At 67.3% G+C, this 24,618-nt stretch carries 24 protein-coding genes; 11 read left to right on the forward strand and 13 right to left on the reverse strand.

What is annotated here, in order from left to right:
* Positions 1-79: 79 nt before the first annotated feature.
* Positions 80-286, reverse strand: a complete 207-nt coding sequence (locus ACFW6D_RS07550; RefSeq protein WP_379238925.1) for a heavy-metal-associated domain-containing protein — start codon at positions 284-286, stop codon at positions 80-82.
* A gap of 146 nt (positions 287-432) precedes the next feature.
* Here ACFW6D_RS07550 and ACFW6D_RS07555 point away from each other — a divergent pair, with 146 nt between their 5' ends.
* From ACFW6D_RS07555 to ACFW6D_RS07565, 3 genes are all read left to right on the forward strand, one after another.
* Positions 433-1,353: a 4-(cytidine 5'-diphospho)-2-C-methyl-D-erythritol kinase gene (locus ACFW6D_RS07555; protein ID WP_379238924.1), complete on the forward strand. Its 921-nt coding sequence runs from the start codon at positions 433-435 to the stop codon at positions 1,351-1,353.
* A gap of 103 nt (positions 1,354-1,456) precedes the next feature.
* On the forward strand, positions 1,457-1,840 hold the full coding sequence (locus tag ACFW6D_RS07560; protein WP_379325792.1) for a hypothetical protein: 384 nt from the start codon (positions 1,457-1,459) through the stop codon (positions 1,838-1,840).
* Between the two features lie 126 nt (positions 1,841-1,966).
* The gene (locus ACFW6D_RS07565; protein WP_379325794.1) at positions 1,967-3,757 is read left to right on the forward strand and encodes an ABC-F family ATP-binding cassette domain-containing protein; all 1,791 of its coding nucleotides are present in this window, start codon (positions 1,967-1,969) and stop codon (positions 3,755-3,757) included.
* 59 nt (positions 3,758-3,816) lie between these two features.
* On the opposite strand, the gene ACFW6D_RS07570 is transcribed toward ACFW6D_RS07565, so the two are convergent.
* Positions 3,817-4,701, reverse strand: coding sequence for an Abi-alpha family protein (locus ACFW6D_RS07570; RefSeq protein WP_379325796.1), 885 nt, complete (start codon positions 4,699-4,701; stop codon positions 3,817-3,819).
* On the reverse strand, positions 4,692-5,906 hold the full coding sequence (locus ACFW6D_RS07575; RefSeq protein ID WP_379325798.1) for a hypothetical protein: 1,215 nt from the start codon (positions 5,904-5,906) through the stop codon (positions 4,692-4,694). Before ACFW6D_RS07575 ends, ACFW6D_RS07570 begins: the two co-directional genes overlap by 10 nt.
* A gap of 404 nt (positions 5,907-6,310) precedes the next feature.
* Here ACFW6D_RS07575 and ACFW6D_RS07580 point away from each other — a divergent pair, with 404 nt between their 5' ends.
* Together ACFW6D_RS07580 and ACFW6D_RS07585 are read left to right on the forward strand one after the other, a co-directional pair.
* Positions 6,311-7,183 (forward strand): Abi-alpha family protein, encoded by an 873-nt coding sequence (locus ACFW6D_RS07580; RefSeq protein ID WP_379238919.1) that lies wholly within the window; start codon positions 6,311-6,313, stop codon positions 7,181-7,183.
* A 282-nt stretch (positions 7,184-7,465) separates the two neighbouring features.
* Positions 7,466-7,990 carry a nuclear transport factor 2 family protein gene (locus tag ACFW6D_RS07585; protein ID WP_379326287.1) on the forward strand — a complete coding sequence of 175 codons (525 nt, stop codon included), beginning with the start codon at positions 7,466-7,468 and terminating at the stop codon, positions 7,988-7,990.
* Positions 7,991-8,059: 69 nt separating this feature from the next.
* Here the strand turns inward: ACFW6D_RS07585 and ACFW6D_RS07590 are convergent, their stop codons facing one another.
* Positions 8,060-9,700 (reverse strand): peptide chain release factor 3, encoded by a 1,641-nt coding sequence (locus tag ACFW6D_RS07590; RefSeq protein WP_379325800.1) that lies wholly within the window; start codon positions 9,698-9,700, stop codon positions 8,060-8,062.
* A 280-nt stretch (positions 9,701-9,980) separates the two neighbouring features.
* On the opposite strand from ACFW6D_RS07590, the gene ACFW6D_RS07595 reads away from it, so the two are divergent.
* Together ACFW6D_RS07595 and pth are read left to right on the forward strand one after the other, a co-directional pair.
* Complete coding sequence (locus tag ACFW6D_RS07595; RefSeq protein ID WP_379325802.1) at positions 9,981-10,604, forward strand: 50S ribosomal protein L25/general stress protein Ctc; 624 nt, start codon at positions 9,981-9,983, stop codon at positions 10,602-10,604.
* A gap of 21 nt (positions 10,605-10,625) precedes the next feature.
* On the forward strand, positions 10,626-11,204 hold the full coding sequence (gene pth, locus ACFW6D_RS07600) for an aminoacyl-tRNA hydrolase (RefSeq protein ID WP_379325804.1): 579 nt from the start codon (positions 10,626-10,628) through the stop codon (positions 11,202-11,204).
* Positions 11,205-11,246: 42 nt separating this feature from the next.
* On the opposite strand, the gene ACFW6D_RS07605 is transcribed toward pth, so the two are convergent.
* The 3 genes from ACFW6D_RS07605 to ACFW6D_RS07615 form a co-directional block, all read right to left on the reverse strand.
* On the reverse strand, positions 11,247-12,890 hold the full coding sequence (locus ACFW6D_RS07605) for a fatty acyl-AMP ligase (protein WP_379231719.1): 1,644 nt from the start codon (positions 12,888-12,890) through the stop codon (positions 11,247-11,249).
* A gap of 134 nt (positions 12,891-13,024) precedes the next feature.
* Positions 13,025-13,444 (reverse strand): lysophospholipid acyltransferase family protein, encoded by a 420-nt coding sequence (locus tag ACFW6D_RS07610; RefSeq protein ID WP_379325806.1) that lies wholly within the window; start codon positions 13,442-13,444, stop codon positions 13,025-13,027.
* 10 nt (positions 13,445-13,454) lie between these two features.
* Positions 13,455-14,633 carry an aminotransferase class V-fold PLP-dependent enzyme gene (locus ACFW6D_RS07615; protein WP_379325808.1) on the reverse strand — a complete coding sequence of 393 codons (1,179 nt, stop codon included), beginning with the start codon at positions 14,631-14,633 and terminating at the stop codon, positions 13,455-13,457.
* Positions 14,634-14,756: 123 nt separating this feature from the next.
* Here ACFW6D_RS07615 and egtA point away from each other — a divergent pair, with 123 nt between their 5' ends.
* The 4 genes from egtA (at position 14,757) to egtD (ending at position 19,579) form a co-directional block, all read left to right on the forward strand.
* Positions 14,757-16,046, forward strand: a complete 1,290-nt coding sequence (egtA, locus tag ACFW6D_RS07620; RefSeq protein WP_379325810.1) for an ergothioneine biosynthesis glutamate--cysteine ligase EgtA — start codon at positions 14,757-14,759, stop codon at positions 16,044-16,046.
* Positions 16,047-16,236: 190 nt separating this feature from the next.
* On the forward strand, positions 16,237-17,571 hold the full coding sequence (gene egtB / locus ACFW6D_RS07625; protein ID WP_379325812.1) for an ergothioneine biosynthesis protein EgtB: 1,335 nt from the start codon (positions 16,237-16,239) through the stop codon (positions 17,569-17,571).
* Positions 17,571-18,611 carry a class II glutamine amidotransferase gene (locus tag ACFW6D_RS07630; RefSeq protein WP_379325814.1) on the forward strand — a complete coding sequence of 347 codons (1,041 nt, stop codon included), beginning with the start codon at positions 17,571-17,573 and terminating at the stop codon, positions 18,609-18,611. The genes egtB and ACFW6D_RS07630 overlap by 1 nt, the downstream gene beginning before the upstream one ends.
* Positions 18,608-19,579, forward strand: a complete 972-nt coding sequence (egtD, locus tag ACFW6D_RS07635) for an L-histidine N(alpha)-methyltransferase (protein ID WP_379325816.1) — start codon at positions 18,608-18,610, stop codon at positions 19,577-19,579. The genes ACFW6D_RS07630 and egtD overlap by 4 nt, the downstream gene beginning before the upstream one ends.
* Positions 19,580-19,725: 146 nt before the next feature.
* On the opposite strand, the gene ACFW6D_RS07640 is transcribed toward egtD, so the two are convergent.
* The 6 genes from ACFW6D_RS07640 to glmU form a co-directional block, all read right to left on the reverse strand.
* On the reverse strand, positions 19,726-20,100 hold the full coding sequence (locus tag ACFW6D_RS07640) for a hypothetical protein (protein ID WP_379325818.1): 375 nt from the start codon (positions 20,098-20,100) through the stop codon (positions 19,726-19,728).
* A gap of 56 nt (positions 20,101-20,156) precedes the next feature.
* A complete protein-coding gene (locus ACFW6D_RS07645) occupies positions 20,157-20,822 on the reverse strand; it encodes a DUF2461 domain-containing protein (protein WP_379325820.1) in 666 nt (221 codons plus the stop codon).
* 14 nt (positions 20,823-20,836) lie between these two features.
* Complete coding sequence (locus tag ACFW6D_RS07650; RefSeq protein WP_379325822.1) at positions 20,837-21,370, reverse strand: hypothetical protein; 534 nt, start codon at positions 21,368-21,370, stop codon at positions 20,837-20,839.
* Between the two features lie 62 nt (positions 21,371-21,432).
* A complete protein-coding gene (locus ACFW6D_RS07655; protein WP_379325824.1) occupies positions 21,433-21,960 on the reverse strand; it encodes a hypothetical protein in 528 nt (175 codons plus the stop codon).
* Positions 21,961-22,063: 103 nt separating this feature from the next.
* The gene (locus ACFW6D_RS07660; RefSeq protein WP_379231695.1) at positions 22,064-23,044 is read right to left on the reverse strand and encodes a ribose-phosphate diphosphokinase; all 981 of its coding nucleotides are present in this window, start codon (positions 23,042-23,044) and stop codon (positions 22,064-22,066) included.
* Positions 23,041-24,531, reverse strand: coding sequence for a bifunctional UDP-N-acetylglucosamine diphosphorylase/glucosamine-1-phosphate N-acetyltransferase GlmU (gene glmU, locus ACFW6D_RS07665; RefSeq protein ID WP_379325826.1), 1,491 nt, complete (start codon positions 24,529-24,531; stop codon positions 23,041-23,043). Before glmU ends, ACFW6D_RS07660 begins: the two co-directional genes overlap by 4 nt.
* Between the last annotated feature and the right edge of the window lie 87 nt (positions 24,532-24,618).

The raw sequence follows: 24,618 nt of genomic DNA on the forward strand, positions 1-24,618 counted from the left end.
GCGGTGTCGAGCAGGCGCGCCACTGTGCTGGGCGAGAACGCATCTCGCCCAGCACAACCTCGCGTCGGCGGTCGTGCGATCACGCGCTCAGTGCGTAACCCGCTTCGTCGACCGCGGCGGCCACCTCGGTGTCGGCGAGTTCGCTCGCGCTGTCGACCCGGACGAGGCCGCTGGCGAGGTCGACATCCACGCTGGTGACGCCGTCGATCTTGCCGATCTCCTGCTTGACCGAGCTCGCGCAGTGTCCGCAGGTCATCCCCGTGACGGTGTAGGTGCTTGTGGCCATGGCCGACTCCTTCGCTCATACGGTCCAGGGGTATGTCCCCGACGGGAACGAACATACCCCCCATGGGTACCGAGCGCAACCCCGAGACCGGGCGGTGCGCGTTCGGCGTACGTACTAGTCGGTAGAACCTATTACGCTTGGCAATCGTGCTGTCAGTTGTGCCCAGCCCGGTCGTCGTGCGAGCTCCGTCGAAGGTGAACCTGCATCTCGGAGTCGCTGATCTGCGCCCGGATGGATACCACGACCTCACTACCGTTTTTCAGGCGTTATCCCTGGCCGACGACCTGCGACTGGCCCCGGCCGCCTCGCTCACCGTGCGCGTCACCGGTGAAGGCGCGGCCGAGGTGCCCACCGACCGCACCAACCTGGTCTGGAAGGCCGCGGTCCGGTTGGCCCATCTGGCAGGCAGGGCCCCGCTGGTCGAGATCGCCATCACCAAGGGCATCCCGGTGGCAGGCGGCATGGCGGGCGGCAGCGCCGACGCCGCCGCGACCCTGGTCGGCCTGAACGAATTGTGGGATCTCGGCCTCGGCCGCGACGAGCTGTCCACCATCGCCGCCGAACTCGGCAGCGACGTCCCGTTCTCCCTGCACGGCGGCACCGCGCTCGGCACCGGCCGCGGCGAACGCCTGCTTCCGGTGTTGTCGCGCAACACTTTTCACTGGGTGCTCGCGCTCGCCAAGGAAGGCCTGTCGACACCGTCGGTCTTCCGTGAACTCGACCGCCTGCGCGCCGAAGGTGAGCCGCCGCGCCTCGGCGACCCCCAGAAACTCATGCAGGCACTGGCCGCGGGCGACCCGCACACCCTCGCCCCGCTGCTCGGCAACGACCTCCAGGCCGCGGCGCTGTCGCTGAAACCGGAATTGCGCCGCACCCTGCGCGCGGGCGTCGGCGCGGGCGCCCTGGCCGGGCTGGTCTCGGGGTCGGGCCCCACCTGCGCGTTCCTCTGCGAATCCGAGGAAGCCGCGATCGGTGTCGCCGCCGAACTGGCAGGCGCGGGCGTGTGCCGCAGCGTGCGCACGGCGAGCGGTCCGGTTCCGGGCGCCCGCGTGCTCGACGGTTCCTGACCAAACCCTCATTCGGAGCCAAGCGGTTCTGAAAAATACGTCCATACCTTGGTGTTCGTCGAAGCGATCAACGTGTTCGGCGCAAACCGAAGGAGCAATGGATATGCGTAAGACCCTCACCACAGGCACCGTTCGTCGTCGCGTCGGAATGGCCGCCCTCGGCGCCGCCGCCCTCGCCGCAGTGGCCGTTCCCGGTGCCGCATGGGCGAACGACGACGCCGCGAGCCCGGTGGCGCAGGACCACAGCGTGACCATCGACAGGGGTGAGAACGTCGACTTCCGAGAAGGAACCGCGGCCAACGCGAAGCCGCTGGACATCTCGCCCGAGGAATTCCAGCAGATGATCGCCGACGGGCAGTTCCGCTCGGCCACCCCGTCCGTCCAGGGCGACGAGTACGGCAACACGAAGGTGCTCGAAGTCTCCGCCGAGGAGTTGGAGCGGATGATCGCCGACGGCGAGGTCGTCCCGGCTACCCCGCTGCGCTGACCGACCGCAAGGACGCGAATCGGTGCCGCGCGGGCTGTTAGCGCAGCGCGCGCGGCAACGCGTCCGATACGGCAAGTAGGCTCGTCCAGGCCGGATAGTCACGCGAAAGGCGGGCGAGCTTCACTTATGTCGAACCTGATCAACCTCGAACAGGTCTCCAAGAGCTTCGGCGTCAAGCCGCTGCTGGATGACGTCTCCCTCGGCATTCACGCCGGGGAACGGATCGGGGTGGTCGGCCTCAACGGTGGCGGTAAGACCACGCTGCTCGAGGTCCTGACCGGACTGGAGCCGCCCGACAAGGGCCGAGTCAGCCGGGTGGGTGGACTGCGGATGGCCGTGGTCACCCAGCGCGGCGTGCTGCCCGAGGGCGCGAGCATCGGTTCGATCGTGTTCGCCGGGCTTTCCGACGACCTGTCGACCGCCGACATCGCCGACCACCAGTGGGCCGCCGATTCGCGCGTGCGCTCGATCCTCGAGGGCATCGGCATCGCCGATCTGGGCCTGGACACTCTCGTCACGAACCTCTCCGGTGGTGAACGCCGCCGCGTCGCCCTGGCGGCCGCCCTGGTGCGCGACCTTGACCTGCTGGTCCTGGACGAGCCGACCAACCACCTCGACATCGAGGGTGTGCAGTGGCTGGCCCAGCACCTGGTCGCCCGGCGCACCGCGCTCGTCGTCGTCACCCACGATCGCTGGTTCCTCGACACCGTCGCCAACCGCACCTGGGAGGTCGTCGGCGGCAAGGTGGAGGTCTATGAGGGCGGCTACGGCGACTGGATCTTCGCCCGCGCCGAGCGTGCCCGCCAGTCCGACGCCTCCGAAGCTCGCCGTCAGAACCTGGCCCGCAAGGAACTGGCCTGGTTGCGTCGCGGTGCCAAGGCGCGCACCTCCAAGCCGCGCTATCGCGTCGAGGCCGCCGAGGCCCTGATCGCCGATGTGCCCGCGCCGCGTGACTCGGTCTCGCTGGCCGCGTTCGCGCGCAAGCGCCTCGGCCGCGTGGTGATCGAACTCGAGGATGCCTCCCTGACCACCCCCGACGGCCGCGTGCTGGTCGACGACCTCACCTGGCGGCTCGCGCCGGGCGAGCGGGTCGGCCTGGTCGGCGTGAACGGGTCGGGCAAGACCACCCTGTTGCGCGCGCTGGCCGGGGAGACCGAGCCCGCCAAGGGCAAGCGGATCCAGGGTCAGACCGTGCAGATCGGCTGGTTGCGTCAGGAACTCGACGACCTGCCCACCGATATGCGCGTGCTCGAGGCCGTGCAGCAGGTCGCGCAGCGAATCATGCTGGGCGACAAGGAGATCTCCGCCGGTCAGCTCGCCGAACGGCTCGGTTTCACCCCGGCCCGCCAGCGCACCCCCGTCGGTGATCTCTCCGGTGGCGAACGCCGCCGCCTGCAGCTCACCCGCATCCTGATGGCCGAGCCGAACGTCCTGCTCCTCGACGAGCCGACCAACGACCTCGACATCGACACCCTGCAGCAGCTGGAGGATCTGCTCGACAACTGGGCTGGCACGCTGGTGGTCATCAGCCACGACCGCTACCTGGTCGAGCGCATCTGCGATTCCACCTGGGCCCTGTTCGGCGACAGCAAGCTCACCAACCTGCCCGGCGGCATCGATTCCTACCTGGCCAAGCGCGCCACCATGGCGGGCAACACCAAGCCCCTCACCGCGAAAACCGGTGGTACCTCGACGGATTCGTCCGATCGTCGCGCGGCCCGCAAGGAACTGTCGAAGGTCGAACGCAGCATCGCCAAACTCGACGAACGCGAACAGAAGCTGCACAAGCAACTGGCCGATGCCGCGACCGACCCGGACAAGCTGGTCAAACTGGGAGCAGAGCTGAAGGAAGTTGTCGCCGAGAAGGAAGCGGCAGAAGAGCGCTGGATGGAATTGGCAGAAGCCGCCGACCAGTGATCTCGTACGCACATGGGTAACTCCTGGGGTACGGGCTGAACCGGCCAGGAGACCTGCTGTCAGCCGCCGACGCTGCGTGACCCCGCGCTCGGGTCTGGCCCGAAGTCGCGGAGAGGCGGATCAGCGATGACGACCGGTATACATGTCTGGACGAAATCGGCGCCGAATTCGGTGAGGACGATGCTGCGGTAGCTCACCTTCGTCCCGAAACCGGGGCGCTTCATCGCTTCTCGCACCTGCTCCTGGGCCTCGATGACCTGGTAGCGGTGCGGGTTGCCGACCGGTTCGCGGGTGGTCTCGATGAGCCCCAACCGGCGCAGATTGGGCAGGTACTGCGGCACCCGGTTCGGAAACCGAAGGCCCGCATGCTCACCCAGCATCGTCAGCCCGCTGATCAGCCGCTCGCCGCCGAACGCGCGCTGGCGGCCGGTGCGCACGTCGAGGGACGGCTGTGCGCCGTCGACGTGCAGAAACCGCAGGATCCGGGCCTCATCCGGGGTGATCTCGGCGAGGATGCCGGGGTAGGCCGGATGGGTGTCGGGCTGGGTGGCATGGGTGCTGACGGACAGTCGCAGCAGTTCGGCGCCCTGTTCGCGCAGAGTCGGCATACCCGCGTCGCCGGCCTGTTCGGTGCCCGACGGTAAGCCGAGCGCGTGCCGAAGCCGTTCGCGCACTTCGGTTTCCGCTTCGGCGAGCACCTCGTTGGGCGGGTTGCCCGCCATGCTGCCGCGCAGGACCGTGGCGGTCACGCCGAGGGCAGTATCGAGGGTCCACAGCGTCATACCCGAGGCGGCGGTGAGGGCGACCCGGGCGACACCGGTCGCCACCCGCACTGTCCGTACCGGCGAGACCGGGAGCAGCCCGCGCTTGTCGCCGGAGACCTCGAGCGGCGGTACCGATCGTCGCACCATATCGGTGGACGGGGTCCCGTCGTCTACATCCATGTCGTAGCTACTCCTGTGCCGAAGACCAGGATATGAGCGTATCCGGCGAGCAGTCCCAGCGCGCCGCCGTGGACGAAAAGCAACCATTCGTCCTGTTTGATCGCCGAACGCAGCATGTCCACGAAGTCGTGCGGCGAAAGTGCGGACATTTGCCGGGCGATGTACTCGTTGACCTGCCTGCCCTGTTGGGCGTTGAACGCGGGGTCGGCGAAGGCCAGCGGCGCGATCGCCATGGCCTGCGCGGTGAGTGTTGTTTGCAGCGTGTCGTATTCGCGGCTGCCGAGCATGAACTTCACCGCGGGCCGCGCGGGTCCGAGGGCCCGATCGGCGGCGGGGCGCAGGGTGTCCTCGAGCATCTGCAGCGTGCGATCCGAGCGCGGGCCGTTGAGCAGTTCGTCGCCGATATTGGCGACGGTGACGACCTCGGTGGACACCAAAGCCGCATAACCGGCGGTGATTTCGGGCTGACGCTTGATCAGCAGACCCTGCCGCCACGGGCACCACCACTTCGGCGTGGCGGGCGCGAAGATCATGTTGATGCCGACCCAGTTCACCACCCAGCCGATGATGATCCCGCCGACCGGCAGCACGATCAGTGGCGAGAGCCCGGTGGTGTGCAGCGCCAGTACCAGCAGCAGCCCGCACGGTGCGCCGAAGTAGAAGCCGAAGTTCTGCATGAACCGCAGTTCCTTGGCGCCGAGTACCTCGAACAGTTGGTTGAGCAGTTGCGGTCGGGCCTGGAAGTAGCGGATCACCATCTGCTTCACATCGAGCAACTGGTCGATGTTGGCGCCGAGCTCGATCGTCAAGTCGCGCAGAATCTCCGGCAGTTGCGAGCGCACCCGCTCGTGGATCATCTCGCGCACGCCCGCGGGCAGGTTGTACCAGAGCTGCGGATGTTCGCGGCGCAGGATCACCTCGACGATGTCGCGGATCTGCGCGTCGGCCACCTCGGCCAGATGTTCGGCCAGCTTCTCCGGATCGAGCTCGCGGTAGAAGTCGGAAACACTGCCGAGCTTGGACAGCCCCTTGTCGACCGCGATGCTGGCCATCTTGTCGGCGCGCGAGGGCACGATGCCCTGCCAGCCGATCCGGCCGTCATAGCTGAGCAGCGGCAAAATCTGGATTCGCTTGGGCAGATAGGGGAAGACCGCGCGCAGACCGGGCAGCCGGAAACCGTGGAATTGGATCGGCTGGAACAGCATGAGAATGCCGGACCAGTTGGTTATGTAACCGATAATTCCTGTGAAAAGAGGAATGGTCAGAATTTCCAGCAGGAGTGTCGGGTGTAACCCGAACACACTCTCCAACACGACACGCCCTCCTGCCGATACCCGGTGACCACCGCCTCACCGAGAACCAAAATTTATCACCCCCGCGGCGAGGTGACCCTACTGTGAGATGGGGAACTGGGTCCATTCGTCGTGCGTCAGGCCACAGGGTAGTGTCTGAGACATCAGTCACAGAACCTGTCCCGAATGCCCTACTCGCCCTGGCGAGTCGGACACAATAACCACCACCACCTTTCGTGACAGGCCACAAATATCGTGCAGAGGGGACGCGCGATAGCTGGCAGCACTGTTCACATGGCGAGACTTCGGAGTAGGACGTGACAGACGACAGGACCGGACAGGACCTGGCCCGTGCCGGTACCCGCGCCGTCGAGCGCAGCTCGGATGTCGAGCAGCGCCAGATCAGTAATGAGGCACGGTTGATCCGTGGCGTCTTCCGCGCCGCCGGATTGGCCGCCGGTACCGCGGTGCGCGGCAGCCAGTGGGCTGTCGGCACCACCTACGAGGTCACCAAGGAACTCGCCCAGGCCGCACTCGACGGGGAATCCTCCGCCGATATCGCCGAGCGCACCGGCAATGCCCTTCGCTCCATCGCGCGCAGCGCACTCGGCGTCACCGAGGGGTCGGTGCGCGAGATCGTCAGCTATGTGCCGACGCCCAACGGCGCGAACCAGCAGGCCATCACCGTCGGCCCGTACCTGCGTTCGGCCACCACCGATGACCTGCGCCGACGCGGTGACGCGCTGCTGGCGCGCTCGGCGGATGTGTACTTCACCGAGGACGTGCACCCGGCGTATGACCGCATCCTCGACGAGGTCGCGCCCGACGAGGCCCGCATCCTGCGGTTCATGGCCCTCAACGGTCCGCAACCCTCGGTCGACGTGCGCACCAACCGTCCGCTCGGCATCGGCTCGGAACTGGTGCAGGGCGACCTGACCTCGGTTCCCGAGCAGGCCGGCGTGCGCTACCCGGACCGTTCGCGGTCCTACCTGATCAACCTCAACCGCCTCGGTCTCACGCTCACCTCCGACGATCCGGTGGTCCTGAGCCGGTACATGGTGCTGGAAGTGCAGCCCGTCGTGGAGCAGGCGCTCAAGAAGGCCGGGCGCGCGCCGAAGATCGTGCGCAAGAGCTTGCGACTGTCGGAATTCGGTGAGGATTTCTGCCGCACCTGCTTCACCATGGGGTAGCCCAGACAGCCGGGGCAGCCGGCGCCGGAGGTCACACTCCGGTGTCGGCAGTGATAGCGATCTGATACAGAACGGGCGGCGAGCCGTTTCTGGTGGGATCGTGGAGAGATGGATCAGGGTCCGGAATCTCCGAACGTGCACGTCGACGAACCTGTCGCGGCCGCGTGGGTAGGCCCTGTGCCGTTGCTGCCCGGTGACGACGAGCCGTTGGTCGCCGGGGCGGACCCGGGGGAGGCGTGGATGGCATCAGCGCCGTCTGAAGACGAGCAACAGCCGACGCCGATCGAGCGACCGCCGGATCACCCCGACGATCTCATCGCGATCAGCAGGCTGAAGTACCGCTACCTGCGCAGCCTCGACACGAAGTCATGGGACGAGTTCGCCGACACGTTGACGCCCGAGGCGACCGCCACCTACAGCGAATACCTGCAGTTCGAATCACGCGAGGCCTTCCTGGCCTTCCTGCGCAACACCCTCGGTCCACACGTGATCACCGAGCACCGCTGCGATCACCCCGAGATCGACGTCGACGGCGACACCGCCACCGGCACCTGGTACCTGGCCGACACCGTGATCATCCCCGAGCACAACATGTGCCTACGCGGCGCCGCCTTCTACACCGACAGCTACGTGCGCTGCGACGACGGGCACTGGCGCATCTCGCATACGGGCTACGAGCGCACCTACGAGGTAGTGCTCTCGCTCAGCGACTTACCGAGCCTGCGGCTCACCGCGAGTCGCTGGGGGATGATCGCGCAGGAGAACCACATCTCCTCGGTGGAACGCAACCCCGGTCCGGCCGCCTGACAGGCGCCGACGCTCAGCTGCGCACGGCCGGAGCGAAGGCGTAGGTACGCGTAGCCGACCCAGACAGCCTCAGTCCGCGGTCGCGACGAGCGGTTCGAGGGTGAGCTTCGGGTGTTCCTTCTCGATGTACTGCAACCGCCACTTGTCGCTGAACAGTGCCAGAATCACGCCGTCGGTGCGGGTGAACACCTCGACCCCGCGCTGACGATCGAGCTCGGCCGCCGACTCGGCATCGGTGCGCCGGGCCAGGGTGAAGGGCAGGAAGTCCAGCTGGGTCTCGACGTTGAACTCGCCCTGCATCCGGGCGGTGACCACCTCGAACTGCATCGGACCGACCGCGGCAAGCACCGGGGTGGCGTCACCGCGGGCGTCGTTGCGCAGCACCTGCACCACGCCCTCGGAATCCAGCTGGTCGATGGCCTTGCGGAACTGCTTGTACTTGCCCGCGCTCTGGGCGCGCAGCGTCGCGAAGTGCTCGGGCGCGAAGCTCGGGATCGGCGGGTATTCCACCTTCTTCTCGACGAACAAGGTGTGGCCCGGTGCGAGCGCGGTGGCGTTGACCAGGCCGACCACATCGCCGGGGTAGGCGGTGTCGACCGTGGTGCGTTCGCGACCGAAGACCGTCAGCGCGTACTTGGTGGCGAAGGGGCGACCGGTCTGCGCGTGGGTCACCACCATGCCGCGTTCGAATTCGCCGGACACGATCCGCATGAACGCCAGCCGGTCGCGGTGGGCGGTGTCCATGCCGGCCTGCACCTTGAAGACCACCGCGCTGAACGGGTCACCGGTCGCGCGTTCCTTGCCGGTCACGTCCTCGCGCGATCCCGGCGCGGGCGCCAGCTCCACCAGCGTCTCGAGCAGTTGGCGCACACCGAAATTCAGCATCGCCGAGGCGTAGATCACCGGTGAGGTCTGGCCCGCGAGGAACATTTCCTGATCGTGGTCCTGGCCCGCGGCCGAGAGCAGTTCGCTCTCCTCGGCGGCGGTCGTCCACGGTTCGCCCTCGCGCGCCTCGGCTTCGTCGGCGGTCAGGTATTCCTCGGGTGCGATGGTCGCGCCACCGGCGGTCCGGGTGAAGTGGATGTACTGGGCCGCCTCGCCCTCGGGCCCGCGGCGCAGCAGACCACGGAAATCGCCCGCGATGCCGACCGGCAGGAAAAGGGGAGTGGGCGTGAGACCGATCCGCTCGCTGATCTCGTCGAGCAGGGCGAGGGGGTCCTGGCCCGGCCGGTCCCACTTGTTGATCACGGTGATCACCGGGATGCCACGGTGACGACAGACCTGGAACAGTTTCAAAGTCTGCGGTTCGAGGCCCTTGGCCGCGTCGATCAGCATCACCGCGGCGTCGACAGCGGTGAGGACGCGGTAGGTGTCCTCGGAGAAATCCGAGTGACCGGGAGTGTCGACCAGGTTGATCACATTGTCGATATCGGACCCGGCGACCCGGTAGTTGAACTGCAGCGCGGTCGAGCTCACCGAGATACCGCGCGCCTTCTCCATCTCCATCCAGTCCGACACCGTCGACTTGCGACCGGCCTTACCGTGGATCGCGCCGGCTTCGGAGATCATCCTGGCGTGCAGCGCGAGTGCTTCGGTCAGCGTCGACTTACCCGCGTCGGGGTGCGAGATCACGGCGAACGTACGCCGACGGGCCACCTCGGCGGGCAACCCGCGTGGGGTGGTGGCGACGACTTCTCCGGACTCGGTCAACGGATGAGACCTTTCGCAGTGGGCGGCAACCTATCCAGCCTAGAGGGCGGGTCTATCGCCAGGTCGCCGGGGTGGTAGCCCTGATTTTTACCGGCGATGCAGGTGCGGTATGGTTGGCGGGTTGTCTCGGCGAGGGTGAGTGCCCGTTTGGTGCGCACACCGTGATCGACGCGGCTCGGCTGAGTTCTTTGGGCCGTCCTCGTTCGTTCTTTCGTCCGACGAGCAGACCTTGACCCCGCCAGGTGGGTCACCCATGACCAAGCCGTAGGAGCGCATTCGTATGTCCGACGCCAATCTGATCGAAGCCGCCGTCCGCACCGAATTCGGTAAGGGCGCCGCTCGCCGTACCCGTCGCGACGGCAACGTGCCCGCCGTGCTGTACGGCCACCACGCCGAGCCGCAGCACCTGTCGCTGGACGCCAAGGCGTTCGCCAAGATCCTGCGTCTGCACGGCACCAACGCCATCCTCAACCTGCAGATCGACGGCCAGCCGCAGCTGGCGATGACCAAGTCGGTCGTCGTCCACCCGATCCGTCGCTACATCGAGCACGCCGACCTGCTGATCGTCAAGCGTGGCGAGCGCGTCACCACCGACGTCAACGTCGTGGTCGTCGGCGACGCCGTCTCCGGCGCCCTGATCACCCAGGAACTCAACACCCTGTCGATCGAGGCCGACGCGATGAACCTGCCCGAGACCATCGAGGTCTCGGTCGAGGGCGTCGCCACCGGCACCCAGATCCTGGCCGGCGCCATCACCCTGCCCGAGGGCGTCACCCTCGCCGGTGACCCGGAAGCGCTGATCGTCAACGTCATCGAGGCGCCGTCCGCCTCGCAGATGGACGACGAGGGCGAAGGCACCGCCGCCGACACCGTCACCGCCGAGACCGCGCCCGCCTCCGAGTAGGACTGCGCTACGGTTCGGCCTGTGACCGAATCCATCGGGCCCGCGCTCGTAGTCGGACTGGGTAACCCCGGCCCCGAATACGAGCGCACCCGCCACAATGTGGGCTTCCTGGTCGCCGATGTGCTCGCTGAGCGCGTCGGCGGCCGTTTTGCCGTGCACAAGAAGTCCGGCGCCGACCTGTTGCAGGCGCGACTGGACGGCCGTCAGATCCTCATCGCGAAGCCGCGCACGTACATGAACCTGTCCGGGCGGCCGGTTGCCGCGCTGGCTAAGTTCTTCTCGGTGCCGGTGGACCAGGTGATCGTGGTCCACGACGAGCTGGATCTGCCGTTCGGGACGCTCAAGCTCAAGCAGGGCGGCGGCGAGGGTGGACACAACGGTCTGCGGTCGATTTCGCAGGCGTTGACCACCAAGGAGTACCTGCGGACGAGGATCGGGATCGGGCGTCCGCCGGGGCGGCAGGATCCGGCCGATTATGTGCTGAAGGCGTTTTCGGGGCCGGAACGCAAAGAGGTTCCGGTGATCGTGGAGCAGGCGGCCGATGCGGTGGAGTTGCTCCTGAAGGTCGGGCTGGAAGCAGCCCAGAACAACTTGCACTGAAACACTCGGCGCGCCAAGGCTCTTGGCGCGCCGAGTGCGTTCTCAGCGCAGGTGGACCGCGGTGGCAGCGCGGCGGAGTTTGCCCGAGGAGGTTTTCGGGAGGGCTCCTGGGCCGAGGACTGCCACCGTGCGGGGGCGTGAACCCACCTCGGCGAAGACCTCGTGGACGATCTCCTTTTCGATGCGTTTCACCTCGTCGGGGTTCTGGTAGTCGTTGGATTCGACTACCACCGCGAAGCTTTCGCGTTTCTCGCCTGCGTCCAGGCGAACCGCCACCGCGTTACCGGGGCGCACGCCCGCCACGCGAAGCGCGGCTCGTTCGATGTCGGTGGGGTAGATATTGCGCCCGCCCATGATGATGACGTCCTTCATGCGCCCGCACACCACCATCAGGCCGTCTTCGGTGAAGTAGCCGATGTCGCCGGTGTCGAGCCAGCCGTCGGCGTCCTGGGCGGGGCGGAAGCCGTCGACGGTGACGTAGCCCGAAGTGACGGCGGGACCGCGCAATTCGATGACGCCGACCGAGCGAACCGGCAGCGGTTGGCGTTCGGCGTCGACGACGCGGCCTTCCAGGTCGTCGACCAGGTGGCCCAGGGTCGGCAGTCTGCGTGGGGTGCCGTGGTGGCCGTCTTCGGCGACCGGCACCGCCTTGCCGACGGCTTCGAGCAGGTCTGCGTCGATCACGTCGAGCACCTGACCGTGGCCGGGGTCGGGGATCGACACGGCCAGGGTGGTCTCGGCCATGCCGTAGACCGGTGTGAGGGCCATCGGGTTGAGCCCGAACTGCTTTCCCGCCGCCGCCAGTGCCGTCATGGTGTCGGGGTCGACCGGTTCGGCGCCGTTCCACATGTAGCGCACGCTCGACAGATCCAGGTTGGCATCCTCGGCCTGCCGCAGTCGCCGCGCCAGCAGGGAATAGGCGAAATTCGGTGCGGCGGTGACGGTTCCGCGATATTTGTCGATCAGTTCGGCCCACAGCAGTGGCCTGGCCAGGAAGTCCAGCGGCGTCACGCACACCACTTCGGCGCCGAATTGCATTGGCACGCTGAGGAAACCGACCATGCCCATATCGTGGAACAGGGGCAGCCAGCTGACCATCACGTCGTCGTCGGTCTGGAACTTGACCCGGTTGAACATGGCGTAGGCGTTGACGTAGAAGTTGCCGTGGGTTATTCGCACCGCCTTGGGCGATCCGGTGGACCCAGAGGTCAACTGCTGCAATGCGATATCGCCCTCGGTGGTGGCCACCGGGTCGGCGTCAGGACCGTTGTGCAGGTCTTCGATCCGCACCACAGTGATCCCGCGTTCCAGCAACACCGGTTCGGCGGCCGCGAACGGCGCGCCGAGAACCACGGCCTTCGCCTCGATCATGCGCAGCACTGTTTCGGTGTCGCGCACCCAGACCTCGAGGTCGGTACGCGGGGTCGGTTGATGCAGCATCGTGATCGACGCGCCACGCATCCAGATGGCCTGGCAGGCGGGCGCGATGTCGACGGGCAGGCCTGCCAGTACGCCGACCGCGTCGCCGTGTCCGATCCCGGCGGCCGCGAGACCACCCGCCATCCGCCGTGCCTGCCGATGAATCTCCCCCCAGGTCTGCCGCAGTGGCGCCTCCGGCTCTCCGGTGACCAGCCCCTTCGAGCTGGTCAACGCTGTGCCAAACATTTCGTCGGTGAACCTGCTCAACGTCGGTCTCCCTTTACGCCAACGATCGGTTACGGCCGTGCTAGTGCAATCCCAACCCTGTGCACTCTCAACAAAGAAATCCCGCTCCGCTCCGCGCGTGTTAATCGGGCTGACACGTCCAGCACCCCTGCTGATCAGCTCTCGACAGCGAAGGAAGCTGCGTAGCGGTCTACATATGGTCTACCCGATAGCGCGGCAATTTCCCGCATCAGCAGATCTGTTGCCACTCTGACCTGGGCATGATGACCTGCTGCGGAATAGCGTCGCGCCGGGTGGACAGTGATGCGTACCTTGGTGAAACGCAACAGTTTCCGACCGCGAGGATTCATGCGATCAGTACCGTCCAGGACCACAGGCACCACCGGTGCCCCGGTGGCCATGGCAACGCGCAGCGCCCCGGTTCGACCACGATAGACCCTGCCATCCCGTGACCGTGTGCCCTCTGGGTGAATTGCCCAGACACCGCCGCGTTCGAGAATTCCGACAGCCGCCGCCAGCGCGTCGGCCGCCGCGTCCCCACCGGTCCGATCCACCGGCACCTGCCCCGCGAGCACCTCGCGCGGCTCAGCTGGTGAGTTCGGCCAGCGTCGCGACGAATCGGTCGAGGTCGTCCTGGCTGACGAAATAGTGCGGGGAGGCGCGCAGGATGGCGGGTAGGGTGCGCTCGGTCATGTCGAGCAGGGTGGAGCCCGCGTGGCTGACGGTGACGGTGATGGCGTGGTCGGCGAGGCTGTCGCGTAGCTGCTCCGGATCGTGGCCGTCGACGGTGAACGAGACGATGCCGCTGTGTTCGATGCCGAGATCGCGCACGGTTACCCCGGGCAGTTCGGGCAGGGTTTTACGCAGGTACTCGGCACGGGAGGCGACCGCCGCGTAGACCTCGTCGGGGCCCTGTTCGAGCAGGTAGTCGACCGCGGCGCCGAGGCCGAGGCGGGCGGCGACACCGCATTCCCAGAATTCGAAACGGGACGCGTCCTGCGCCAGGCGGTATTCGCCGGGGCTCACCCACTGGGCGCTGTGCAGGTCGAGGCGGGCCGGTTCCATCGTCTGCGCCAATTCCGCACGGACATAGAGGAATCCGGTGCCACGGGGCCCACGCAACCACTTGCGGCCGGTGCTCGACATGGCGTCGACCCCGAGTTCGGTGACGTCGATGGGCAGCTGACCGGTCGATTGGCAGGCGTCGAGCAGCACAAGCGCACCGGCTTCGTGGGCGATCGCGGTGGCCTCGGCGATCGGGTTCACGAGGCCGCCGTTGGTCGGTGCGTGCTGCAGCGAGACCAGGCGCACGCGGTCGTCGAGCATGTCGGCGAGTGCATCGGTGTCGAGGCGCCCGGTGTCGTCGCTGGGAATGCGCTCGACCACCGCGCCGGTCTGCTTCGCCCGCTGCAGGGCGGCGATCGCATTGCTGGCGTAATCGGCGCCCGAGATCAGGATCCGGTCGCCGGGGTGCAAGGGGACCGAGTAGGCGAAATCGGCCCATGACCGGGAAGCGCTGTCGCTGAGGGCGATGGTGTCGGGGGTGGCGCCGATCAGGGTGGCGAGCGAGGTCTTCACCTTCGCGAGGTCGTCGAGGCGTTCGTTAGCCGCACGGTAGCCACCGATCTCGGCTTCGCGGTGCAGATGGCCGATCATCGTGTCCAGCACGACCTGCGGGGGTAGGGATGATCCGGCGCTGTCGAGGAAGATCTGACCGTTGGCAAGTCCTGGGGTGGCGGCTCTGATCGCGGCGAGGTCAAGCATGGTGACGACGATAGCGCCGTCGGGCCGTTCGCCTTTTCGTCACTTTTCCTGTCGGTGGTTCTCGCTACTCTGGAATGAGCGAAACGCAGGTTCCCCGGCAGCACACAGCACGCGGAGGTTGGTATGGCGGTCACCCTGGAACGTTCATCGTGGCCCGATTATGCCCCCGACCAGGGCGAACTGTCGTCCAGGGCGGCTGCGGAGGCCTATGTCGGCGGGGTCTGTTTCAAGCTCGGGCCACCCGCGCTGATCGGCGCCGAACTGGAATGGCTCACCGCCGGGCCCACCGGTTCACGGCCCTCGCTCGACCAGCTCGCCGCGGCCCTCGGGCCGCACGCTCCTACCTCCATCGCTCCCACTTCGCCCGCGACACCCCTGCCCGGCGGGAGCCTGGTCACCATCGAACCCGGTGGTCAGATAGAACTTTCCAGCGCACCGTTCGCCGATCCGGCCGCGCTGACCCAGCATCTGCGCGCTGATGCAGCCCGTTTGCGGGACTTGCTCGCCGCCCGAGAGATCAGCATCTTCGCCGCCGCCGCCGACGCGGGCCGTCCCCCCGAGCGACTGCTCCGATTGCCCCGCTACGCCGCGATGGAACGTCGTTTCGACGGCGTCGGCCCGTTCGGCGCCCTGATGATGTGCAATACCGCCGCCACCCAGGTCAGTGTGGACGCGGGCGCCGATCCCGCCGAGGTCCGGGCCCGCTGGACCGCCCTCTACGTCCTCGGCCCCACCCTGATCGCCGCTTTCGCCTGCTCACCGCGCCTGCACGGCGTTCCGCGCGGGGATTGGGCGTCGCAGCGAATGCGCACCTGGTTGCGCCTCGACCCTTCCCGCACCAGACCCCCGGTGGCCGACTGGGCCGACCCGATCACCTCCTACGCCCACTGGGCACTCGACGTGCCCCTGCTGTGCGTGCGCTGCACCGACATCGACGCCGACTGGTCCCCGCCGCCCGGCGCCACCTTCGCCGACTGGCTGTCCGGCGCGCTCGACGACGAAGTCGGCCGCCGCCCGACCCGCGCCGATCTGGACTACCACCTGACCACGTTGTTTCCGCCGGTTCGAGCCTCCGGTCATCTCGAGGTCCGCTACCTCGACACCCAACCCGGCGAAGCATGGACCACGCCGATCCACCTGTTCGACGCGCTGTTGTCGGCCCCGGCGGTAGTCGCCGAGGCGACCGCGCTTGCCGCACCCACTGCGGGGGAGTGGTTGACGTCGGCCCGCTGCGGGCTGCTCGATCCGCAATTGCGCCGCGCGGCAGTCGATGTGCTGGATCTGGCCGCAGCCCATGCGCGAACATCCGCTGCCGCTGCCGAATTGGCGAGCGCGGCCGGCCGATGTCGGGCCGGTCGTAGTCCGCTCGCCGAGGTGGACTCCGCGCGCGACGGCTCGGGCGAGGTCCGATGACTTCGTTGTCGGCCGGGCAACTGAAGCGCTCGGCCGCTGATCGCCTGAAGCGCGCAGCCGATGATCGCCCGTCTCGCACTCGTTGTCGCGTGTCCGCAATTGCGCCGCGCATCCGTGTACTCGGCCTGAGGCCCGCTGCCTCGCTTCCGCCCGAAGTTGTTGTCGACCCGTCTGTTTCGGAGCTTCTCTCGTGACTCTTTCCGTCCCCACCGACCACAGCGACCGCGACCGTACGCGTGCCAGGATCGCCGAGGTCTTGCAGCGTGCTCGCCGCCGGACCGCCTTGCTGACCGACAGCGTGGACGAAGCCGATCTCGTCGCGCAACATTCGCCGTTGATGTCACCGCTGGTGTGGGATCTGGCGCATATCGGAAACCAGGAAGAACTGTGGCTGGTGCGCGATGTCGGTGGGCGCGAGGCGGTTCGGGCCGATATCGACGAGCTCTACGACGCGTTCAAGCACGCCAGGTCCAACCGCCCCGCGCTGCCGCTGCTGAATCCCGAGCAGGCGCGGGGTTACGTCGGTTCGGTGCGCGAAAAGGTTCTCGATGTCCTCGATTCCAGTGATCTGGCCGGTAATCCGCTGGTCGACAACGGTTTCGCTTTCGGCATGATCGCCCAGCACGAGCAGCAGCACGACGAGACCATGCTCGCCACCCACCAATTGCGTATCGGCACGCCGGTGCTGTCGGCCCCGCCCGCGCCCGTCGCGCCGGTGCCGGTCGGTGGCGAAATCGTCATCGAGGCAGGTGAATTCCTGATGGGTACCTCGGCGGATCCGTGGGCGCTGGACAACGAACAGCCCGCCCATCCGGTGCACGTCGACGGGTTCGCGATCGATGTCGCGCCAGTGACCAACGGGCAGTTCCTCGCCTTCATCGACGACGGCGGTTACGACCGTCGCGAGCTGTGGTCGGAGCGTGGCTGGGCGCATCGGCAGGAAGCCGGCCTGGTCGCGCCGCAGTTCTGGGAGCGCGACTGTGACGGATGGACGCGCACGGCATTCGGCGTCCGCACCCCGCTGCGGCTCGATCAGCCTGTGGTGCACGTGTGCTGGTTCGAGGCCGAGGCCTTCGCGCGCTGGGCCGGTAAGCGGTTGCCGACCGAGGCCGAATGGGAGAAGGCGGCGCGCTTCGACCCGGAAACCGGTGTATCGCGGCGCTATCCGTGGGGCGAGGAGCAGCCCGACGCACACCGGGCCAACCTCGGCCAGCAGCACCTCGAACCCGCCGAAGTCGGCGCCTACCCGGCAGGCGCCTCGGCCACCGGCGTGCACCAGCTCATCGGCGACGTCTGGGAATGGTGCTCCTCGGGTTTCGAGGCCTACCCGGGCTTCCGCGCGTTCCCCTACCGCGAGTACTCGGAAGTCTTCTTCGGCGGCGACTACCGCATCCTGCGCGGCGGCTCCTTCGGCACCGACGAGGTCGCCTGCCGTGCCACCTTCCGCAACTGGGATCACCCGATCCGCCGCCAGATCTTCGCCGGTTTCCGCCTCGCCAGAGACCTCCGCGAGGACGAACGCTGATGTGCAGACACCTCGGTTACGTCGGCCCACCGGTCGGCGTCGGCGAACTCGTCATGCGCGGCCCGCACTCGCTCTACGCCCAGTCGTGGGCGCCCACCGACATGCGCGCGGGCGGCACCATCAACGCCGACGGCTTCGGCGTCGCCTGGTGGCGCCGCGCCGACGTCGGCATCGAGAGCGCCCGCGACGCCGTCACCCGCTACCGCAACCAGGCCCCGATCTGGACCGACCCCGCCGTCGCCGAAGTCCTCGGCCAACTCGAATCCCGCTCGGTGCTCGCCGCCGTCCGCTCGGCCACGGTCGGCATGCCGGTCGAACGCTCCGCCTGTGCCCCGTTCACCGACGAACACTGGGCCTTCAGCCACAACGGAGTGATCCCGGATTGGCGAACCACTCTTGTCGCCGTTGTCGCCGACCTGAACGAAGCCTTCGCTGTCGGCGCGGACACCTCGGCCCGATCGGATAGCGGCGAGGTATCGGGGGCTTCTGTGTCGGTCGCGGATGAGATGCCCGCCGCCGCAACGCTCGGCACGGATACATCCGTCCGGATGCGGCCGAGCGCGAGGTCTGCCGATGTGCCGTCGGTGGTGGCCGAATCCGCTGAGGCCGACGCACCGGAATGCGATGGCCTGCCCAGCTCCGCCGTGCTGTTCGGGTCGCCCGCGGTCCTTTTGCGAGCTGAGGCGCTGACGGATTCCGCCGCGCTGTGGGTGCTGCTACGAGGACTCCTCGGGGCGATCGATCCCGACGGCCCGGTCACCTCCCCGGCCGACGCCTTGCAACTTCTCGTCGCGGCTGTGCTCCGGCACCAACCGAAAGCCCGCTTGAACCTGTTGCTCGGCAACGGAATCCAACTGTGGGCCACCACCTGCTGGCATGCATTGTCGGTGCTCGTCGCCGACGACTACACCGTGCTGTCCTCCGAACCCTACGACGCCGACCCGCGCTGGCAATCCATCGCCGACCACCAGCTGGTCACCGCCACGCCCGGCCACTGCACCACCACCGAACTCCCCGCCACCGAAAGGGCTCGTTCATGACCGCGCCGCTGCTGGACATCCACCTCACCGACGACGATCTCACCACGGCCTTGCGCACCGACGCCCGCACCGGCCTCACCGCCATCCCGAAGTCGTTGCCGCCCAAGTGGTTCTACGACGCCCGCGGCAGTGAACTGTTCGAGCAGATCACCGAACTGCCCGAGTACTACCCGACCCGCACCGAACGCGCCCTCCTCGAGCGCGTCGTCGGCGAGATCGCCGCGGCGGCCCATGCCGAGGTGCTGGTCGAACTCGGCTCGGGCTCAGCCGCGAAGACCCGCCTGCTACTGGACGCCCTCACCGCCGAAGGCTCACTGAAAACCTATGTACCGCAGGATGTCTCGGCATCAGCACTGCGCGGCGCCGCCGATGAGATCGCCGCCGAATACCCGAACCTGTCCGTGCACGGCGTGGTCAGCGATTTCACCGACACCCTGCACAACCTGCCCCGGGGCGGGCGCCGCATGATCGCCTTCCTCGGCGGCACCATCGGCAACCTGGTCCCCGCCGAGCGCGCCGACTTCCTGGCAGGCATCCACGAAGTCCTCGAACCCGGCGAACTACTCCTGCTCGGCGCAGGCCTGGTCATCGACCCCGCGATCCTGGTCCCCGCCTACGACGACGCCGCGGGCGTCACCGCCGATTTCAACCGCAACGTCCTACACGTCCTCAACAACCGCCTGGACGCCGACTTCGCCCCCGAGAAATTCGACCACATCGCCCTCTGGGACCCGGAAAACGAGTGGATCGAAATGCGCCTGCGAGCCACCGAACCGATGACCGCCACCATAAAGGCTCTCGACCTCACCGTCGACTTCACCGCAGGCGAAGAAATGCGCACCGAAATCTCCGCCAAATTCCGCCCAGAATCCCTGTCCACCGAACTCCACACCGCGGGCTTCACCCCCACCAACACCTGGACCGACCCCGACCACCGGTTCATCCTCACCCTGGCCGAACGCCGCTGATCAGAAGACGCCAACCGGCTCCCCGCCGACGCCGACAAGGCACCGGTCGGCGCATGACCGGATATCGGTCGCGTTCGCGTCGAAACTTCCCGTCGCCGGGACGGTGCGCCGACGGTCCGGGACCACCGGTCGCCGCGTCGCGGGAACTAGAGGTCGAGTTCGTCGGCGAGGTAGTCGCCGCTGATGAGGTTTTCGTCGCCCTCCAGGTCTTTTTCGACGCCTTCCTCGCCGTCGATGGCATCGTCGTCGAAGAGGTCGCCGTCGACGCTGTCGTCGCCGCGTACACCCATCGCGACTTCCTCGGCGGGACGTTCGTCCTCTTCCATCGCCTCGTGGCGGGAGCCTCGCTCGGTGTATTCCTCGGCGACTTCCTCGTTGATGCCGAGGAAACCGTCGGCGTCGGCTTCGTGATTGCGGATCACGTAGTCGGCGGGTGGGTCCTCCACATAGCGCTCGTATTCGACGATGTCGTCGGCTTGATCGTCATCGCCCATGTCCATGTCCAGCGGTTCACGGCTCATGGTTTCCAGTATCGGCCTCCGATCGCTGTGCGTCACGAGCCACGCTCGGGTGTCGCTCAGGGGCGTCGGCCGCTCGTGTCCTCGGAGACGCCCTCGAGGACGGCGGCGAACCATTCGACGAGCGGGCGCAGCTCGTTCCAGGCGCGGCGGATATGGGTGGCGGCGGCGGGGGTGGTGAGCCAGTCGGGGGCGCCGAATTCGCGATGTACGGTCAGTGATTTTTGGCGGAGCAGGTCGATGCGAGGGTGGTCGATGGGGTAGCCCCTCGGCTTGGTTTTGAGCTTGTCGCCGCCGAGGGTGTAACCGGCTGCGGTGGTCGCGGCCAGGATCTTTTCGAGTTCCGGGCCGCGCACGTCGTCGTCGATTGTGGTGCGCAAGACGGCCAGGGCCGTGGGTGAGGGTTGGAAGCAGCCGCCCGCGACGAACAACCCGGCCGGCCCGATCTGCACGTACCAGCCGACGCCCGGCGACACCCCCGCCACCGCACCCTGACGGGTCTTGTAGGGCAGTTTGTCGGCGGAGAACCGCACATCACGGTAGGGCCGAAAGATCTTGGCCTGCCCGAATTCCGCGGCCAGTTCGGCACACAGCGCGGTCATCGGGGCGCGCACAGCCTCGTCGTAGATGTGTTTGTGCGCGTTCCAGAAGGCCTTCGAATTATCGGCCTCGAGGTCTTCGTAGAAGTCGAGGCCGGCGAGCGGGAATCCGGTGAAAGCGTCCATCGGTGCGGTGATTCTCAGTTCTGTTCGGGGATCAGGGTGGCGTCGAAGAAGAAGATCCGGATCGCGAGCCCGGCCAGCAACGCGGTGAGCGCGGCGATCGCGGACCAGTAGCCGAGTGACTCGCCCTTCTTGTGGGCGTAGAGGCCGAAGCCGATGCCGAGCACGCCGAAGATGATCGGGAAGAACAGCAGCGCGATCACGGCGAACACGAACCCGACCGTCGACCAGGTCTGGCGCTTCGGGCTGTCGGATTCCGGTGTGTCGATCGGCAAGCCACCGTAGTCGACACCGGGTCGACCCTGCGGGTTTCCCTCGTGCGGCTGGTCGGGTGATTTCTCGGTGGGGGAGTCGTCGAGCAGCGAATACGACACCTCGGGCCGGCCCGGCTTGTCAGCGGCGGACTTCGGCGGCGCGTCATCGAAGATCGAAAAGGTCACCTCGGACTGTCCGGCAGCACTCTCCTCGGTCGCCTCGGGCAGTTCTGGTTCCGGTTTGGCGTGGCGGGGCCGGTGCTCGGATTCCGAACCGGGGTCCTGCGGTGTGCTCATCGAAACCTCCCTGGTCGGGGCGATCGGTGTGGCTACCGCTTACCAGTATCGCGCGCCGCGGTTCAGAGACCGCCCAGCAACGCCACGAACACGAGCACGAGCAACGCGGCCAGTGCGGCGATCGCCCCGTTGACGATCGCGGCCCACTTGCCCATCTCCTCGCCCTTGGCATGCCCGACCAGCCCCAACGCGATCCCTGTCGGCGCGGTGACCAGCACCGGCAGCCCACACATCGCCAACCCGCCGAACACCGAAGCCGCGGCGCAGCAAAAACTGAAGATCGACCACAGCGGCGTGGTGTCCTTGTATCCGTAACCCGGCTGCGGCGGATACGGCTGATAGGGCACAGCACCGTACGGCGCCCTGGGATAGCCAGGCACGGGATTGCCTGGAACGGGATAACCAGCGGCGGGATAACCAGGAACGGGAAACACCGGCCCCGGCGGTGGCGGCGGATAAGGCGGCAACTCGACAGCAGGCCCCGGATGTGCGATCCCACCCCACGGCTCCCCGCCCGACGGCTCCGGCGCATCCTGCACCCGAGGCACATCCTTACCGAGTTCGACCCGCCGCTCCGGCTCAGTCCCCATACCGCCCCCTCACATCAATACCCATGCCTACCACGCAAACGGCCCACGCACCACAAACGGCCCCCCGGGCGAATACCGGAGGGCCGTAGGTGAATTCGAAAGACTAGGCGTTGCCGTTGAACAAGCCCGTGACCGAGCCGTTCTCGAAGACCTCGCGGATGGTGCGGGCCAGCAGCGGCGCGATCGACAGCACGGTCAGCGTCGGGAACTTCTTGTCCTCGCTGATCGGCAGCGTGTTGGTGATGACCACTTCCTTGGCGCCACAGGTGGCAAGCCGCTCGGCGGCCGGATCGCTGAGCACACCGTGGGTGGCCGCGATGATCACATCGCCCGCGCCTGCTTCCTTGAGCACCTTCACCGCACCGGCGATGGTGCCACCGGTGTCGATCATGTCGTCGATCAGCACGCAGGTGCGGCCTTCGACGTCACCGACGACGCGGTTGGACTTCACCTGGTTGGGCACCAGCGGGTCGCGGGTCTTGTGGATGAACGCCAGCGGCGTGCCGCCGAGCGCGTCGGCCCACTTCTCGGCGACCTTCACGCGGCCCGCATCGGGGGAGACGACCGCGAGGTTGTCGGACGGGTAGTTGGTGCGGATGTAGTCCGATAGCTGCACCAGCGCGTGCATGTGATCGACGGGGCCGTCGAAGAAGCCCTGGATCTGGTCGGTGTGCAGGTCGACGCTGATGATGCGGTCGGCACCGGCGGTCTTCAGAAGATCAGCAACCAGGCGAGCGGAGATCGGCTCGCGGCCACGGTGCTTCTTGTCCTGGCGCGCGTACGGGTAGAACGGCAGCACCGCGGTGATCCGCTTGGCCGAACCGCGCTTGAGCGCGTCGATCATGATGAGCTGTTCCATCAGCCACTGGTTCAGCGGCGCGGGGAAGCTCTGCAGCACGAAGGCGTCGGAACCGCGAACCGACTCCTCGAACCGCACGAAGATCTCGCCGTTGGCGAAATCGGTCGCGGTCTGCGGCGTGATGTCGACGTCGAGTTCCTTGGCGACCTGCTCGGCCAGCTCAGGATGTGACCGGCCGGCGAAGAGCATCAAGTTCTTCTGGTTGTCGATCGAGAACGCGGTCACTGCTGGTTGCCATCCTTTTGCTCGATTGTCTTCGAAGACGTCTCGTCTGCCGCGATGGCTTCCGCCGCCGCGCGCGCCGCAGCGGTTCCTGGACGGTAGCGCTGCACCCAGTTATCGATAGTTCGCTGCGGACCGCCCGACACAGCGAGTGCACCCGGTGGAACGCTTCTGCGCAGTACAGTACCCGCACCCGTATAGGCGCCGTCACCCACGGTGACCGGCGCGATGAACATGGTGTCGCTACCGGTCCGCACATGTGAACCGACCACGGTGTGGTGCTTGTTCACCCCGTCATAGTTCACAAAAACACTGGACGCGCCGATGTTGCTGTACTCGCCGATCGTGGCATCGCCGACGTAGGTGAGGTGCGGCACCTTCGAGTGCGCGCCGATCGAGGCGTTCTTGGTTTCGACGAACGCGCCGAGCTTGCCTGCTTCGCCCACGACCGTGCCGGGCCGCAGATAACTGAACGGTCCGATGGTCGCGCCGTCACCGATCTCGGCGCCATGGCCGTGGGTGCGGATCACGCTGGCGCCCTCGCCGACGACCACATCGGTGAGCGTGGTGTCGGGTCCGATCTCGGCGTCCTCACCGATGTGGGTCTCGCCGAAGAGCTGGGTACCGGGCCGAAGCACGGCGTCGCGCCCGATCCGAACACTCGCGTCGATCCAGGTCGTGGCGGGGTCGATGATGGTGACGCCCGCGCGCATGTGACGTTCGAGAATGTAGCGATTGAGGGTGGCGCCCGCCTGCGAGAGCTGCACCCGGTCGTTCACGCCGGTGACCTTGTTCGAGTCGATCAGCCGCGCGCCGTGCACGGGATGACCGGCCTCGCGGGCCAGCCGCAGCACATCGGTGAGGTAGAGCTCGTGCTGGGCGTTGGCGGTGGACAGCCGCCCGATCATGGTCCGCAGCACCGACGCGTCGAACGCGTAGACACCGGAGTTGACCTCTTTGATCTTGGCCTGGGCGGGCGTCGCGTCGGCGTGCTCGACGATCTCGGCGACCTGACCGTCGTCGTCGCGCACGATCCGGCCGTAGCCGTTGGCGTCGTCGGGGACGAAGGTCAGCACCGTCACGGCGGGCCGGTCGGCGTAGCTGCGGTGCTCGTCGAGCAGCGCGGAAAGAGTGTGTCCGTCGAGCAACGGCACATCGGCCGAGGTGACGAGGAGGTCGCCGTCGAAGTCCGCCGGGATCGAGCCCAGTGCGCACTGCACCGCGTGACCGGTTCCCAGCTGCTGTTCCTGCAGCGCGCACACGATCTCGCGGCCGAGCTCCTTGCCCACCTCCGCCACGGCGGCGCTGACCTTCTCGCGGTCGTGCCCGACAACGGTGATCAGGTGGGTCGGATCGATCTCGACGGCGGCGTGCAGCGCGTGCGAGAGCATCGAACGGCCTGCCAAGGGGTGCAGCACTTTCGGAGTCTTCGACCGCATTCGCGTTCCTGCACCTGCTGCGAGAACGACGACGGCGGTCTGCGGTGGCATGGATCTCCCTCGGCTGCCTGTCAGCGAGTGTGCTGTGGCGGGTTCGGTCGGTAGATGGTGCGGGCCGACGATACGTCACTGTGTGTC

This window comes from Nocardia sp. NPDC058705, assembly GCF_042749305.1.
GTDB lineage: Bacteria > Actinomycetota > Actinomycetes > Mycobacteriales > Mycobacteriaceae > Nocardia.

Bases quoted from the DNA above. Each gene is read 5' to 3' on its own strand.
- ACFW6D_RS07550 (WP_379238925.1), bottom strand. From the start codon at position 286: ATGGCCACAAGCACCTACACCGTCACGGGGATGACCTGCGGACACTGC.
- egtD (WP_379325816.1), top strand. From the start codon at position 18,608: ATGACCGCGCCGCTGCTGGACATCCACCTCACCGACGACGATCTCACC.
- ACFW6D_RS07615 (WP_379325808.1), bottom strand. From the start codon at position 14,633: ATGCTTGACCTCGCCGCGATCAGAGCCGCCACCCCAGGACTTGCCAAC.
- ACFW6D_RS07570 (WP_379325796.1), bottom strand. From the start codon at position 4,701: ATGGATGTAGACGACGGGACCCCGTCCACCGATATGGTGCGACGATCG.
- glmU (WP_379325826.1), bottom strand. From the start codon at position 24,531: ATGCCACCGCAGACCGCCGTCGTCGTTCTCGCAGCAGGTGCAGGAACG.
- ACFW6D_RS07655 (WP_379325824.1), bottom strand. From the start codon at position 21,960: ATGGGGACTGAGCCGGAGCGGCGGGTCGAACTCGGTAAGGATGTGCCT.
- ACFW6D_RS07575 (WP_379325798.1), bottom strand. From the start codon at position 5,906: ATGCTGTTCCAGCCGATCCAATTCCACGGTTTCCGGCTGCCCGGTCTG.
- ACFW6D_RS07640 (WP_379325818.1), bottom strand. From the start codon at position 20,100: ATGAGCCGTGAACCGCTGGACATGGACATGGGCGATGACGATCAAGCC.
- ACFW6D_RS07565 (WP_379325794.1), top strand. From the start codon at position 1,967: ATGTCGAACCTGATCAACCTCGAACAGGTCTCCAAGAGCTTCGGCGTC.
- ACFW6D_RS07595 (WP_379325802.1), top strand. From the start codon at position 9,981: ATGTCCGACGCCAATCTGATCGAAGCCGCCGTCCGCACCGAATTCGGT.
- ACFW6D_RS07560 (WP_379325792.1), top strand. From the start codon at position 1,457: ATGCGTAAGACCCTCACCACAGGCACCGTTCGTCGTCGCGTCGGAATG.
- egtA (WP_379325810.1), top strand. From the start codon at position 14,757: ATGGCGGTCACCCTGGAACGTTCATCGTGGCCCGATTATGCCCCCGAC.
- ACFW6D_RS07650 (WP_379325822.1), bottom strand. From the start codon at position 21,370: ATGAGCACACCGCAGGACCCCGGTTCGGAATCCGAGCACCGGCCCCGC.
- ACFW6D_RS07645 (WP_379325820.1), bottom strand. From the start codon at position 20,822: ATGGACGCTTTCACCGGATTCCCGCTCGCCGGCCTCGACTTCTACGAA.
- ACFW6D_RS07630 (WP_379325814.1), top strand. From the start codon at position 17,571: ATGTGCAGACACCTCGGTTACGTCGGCCCACCGGTCGGCGTCGGCGAA.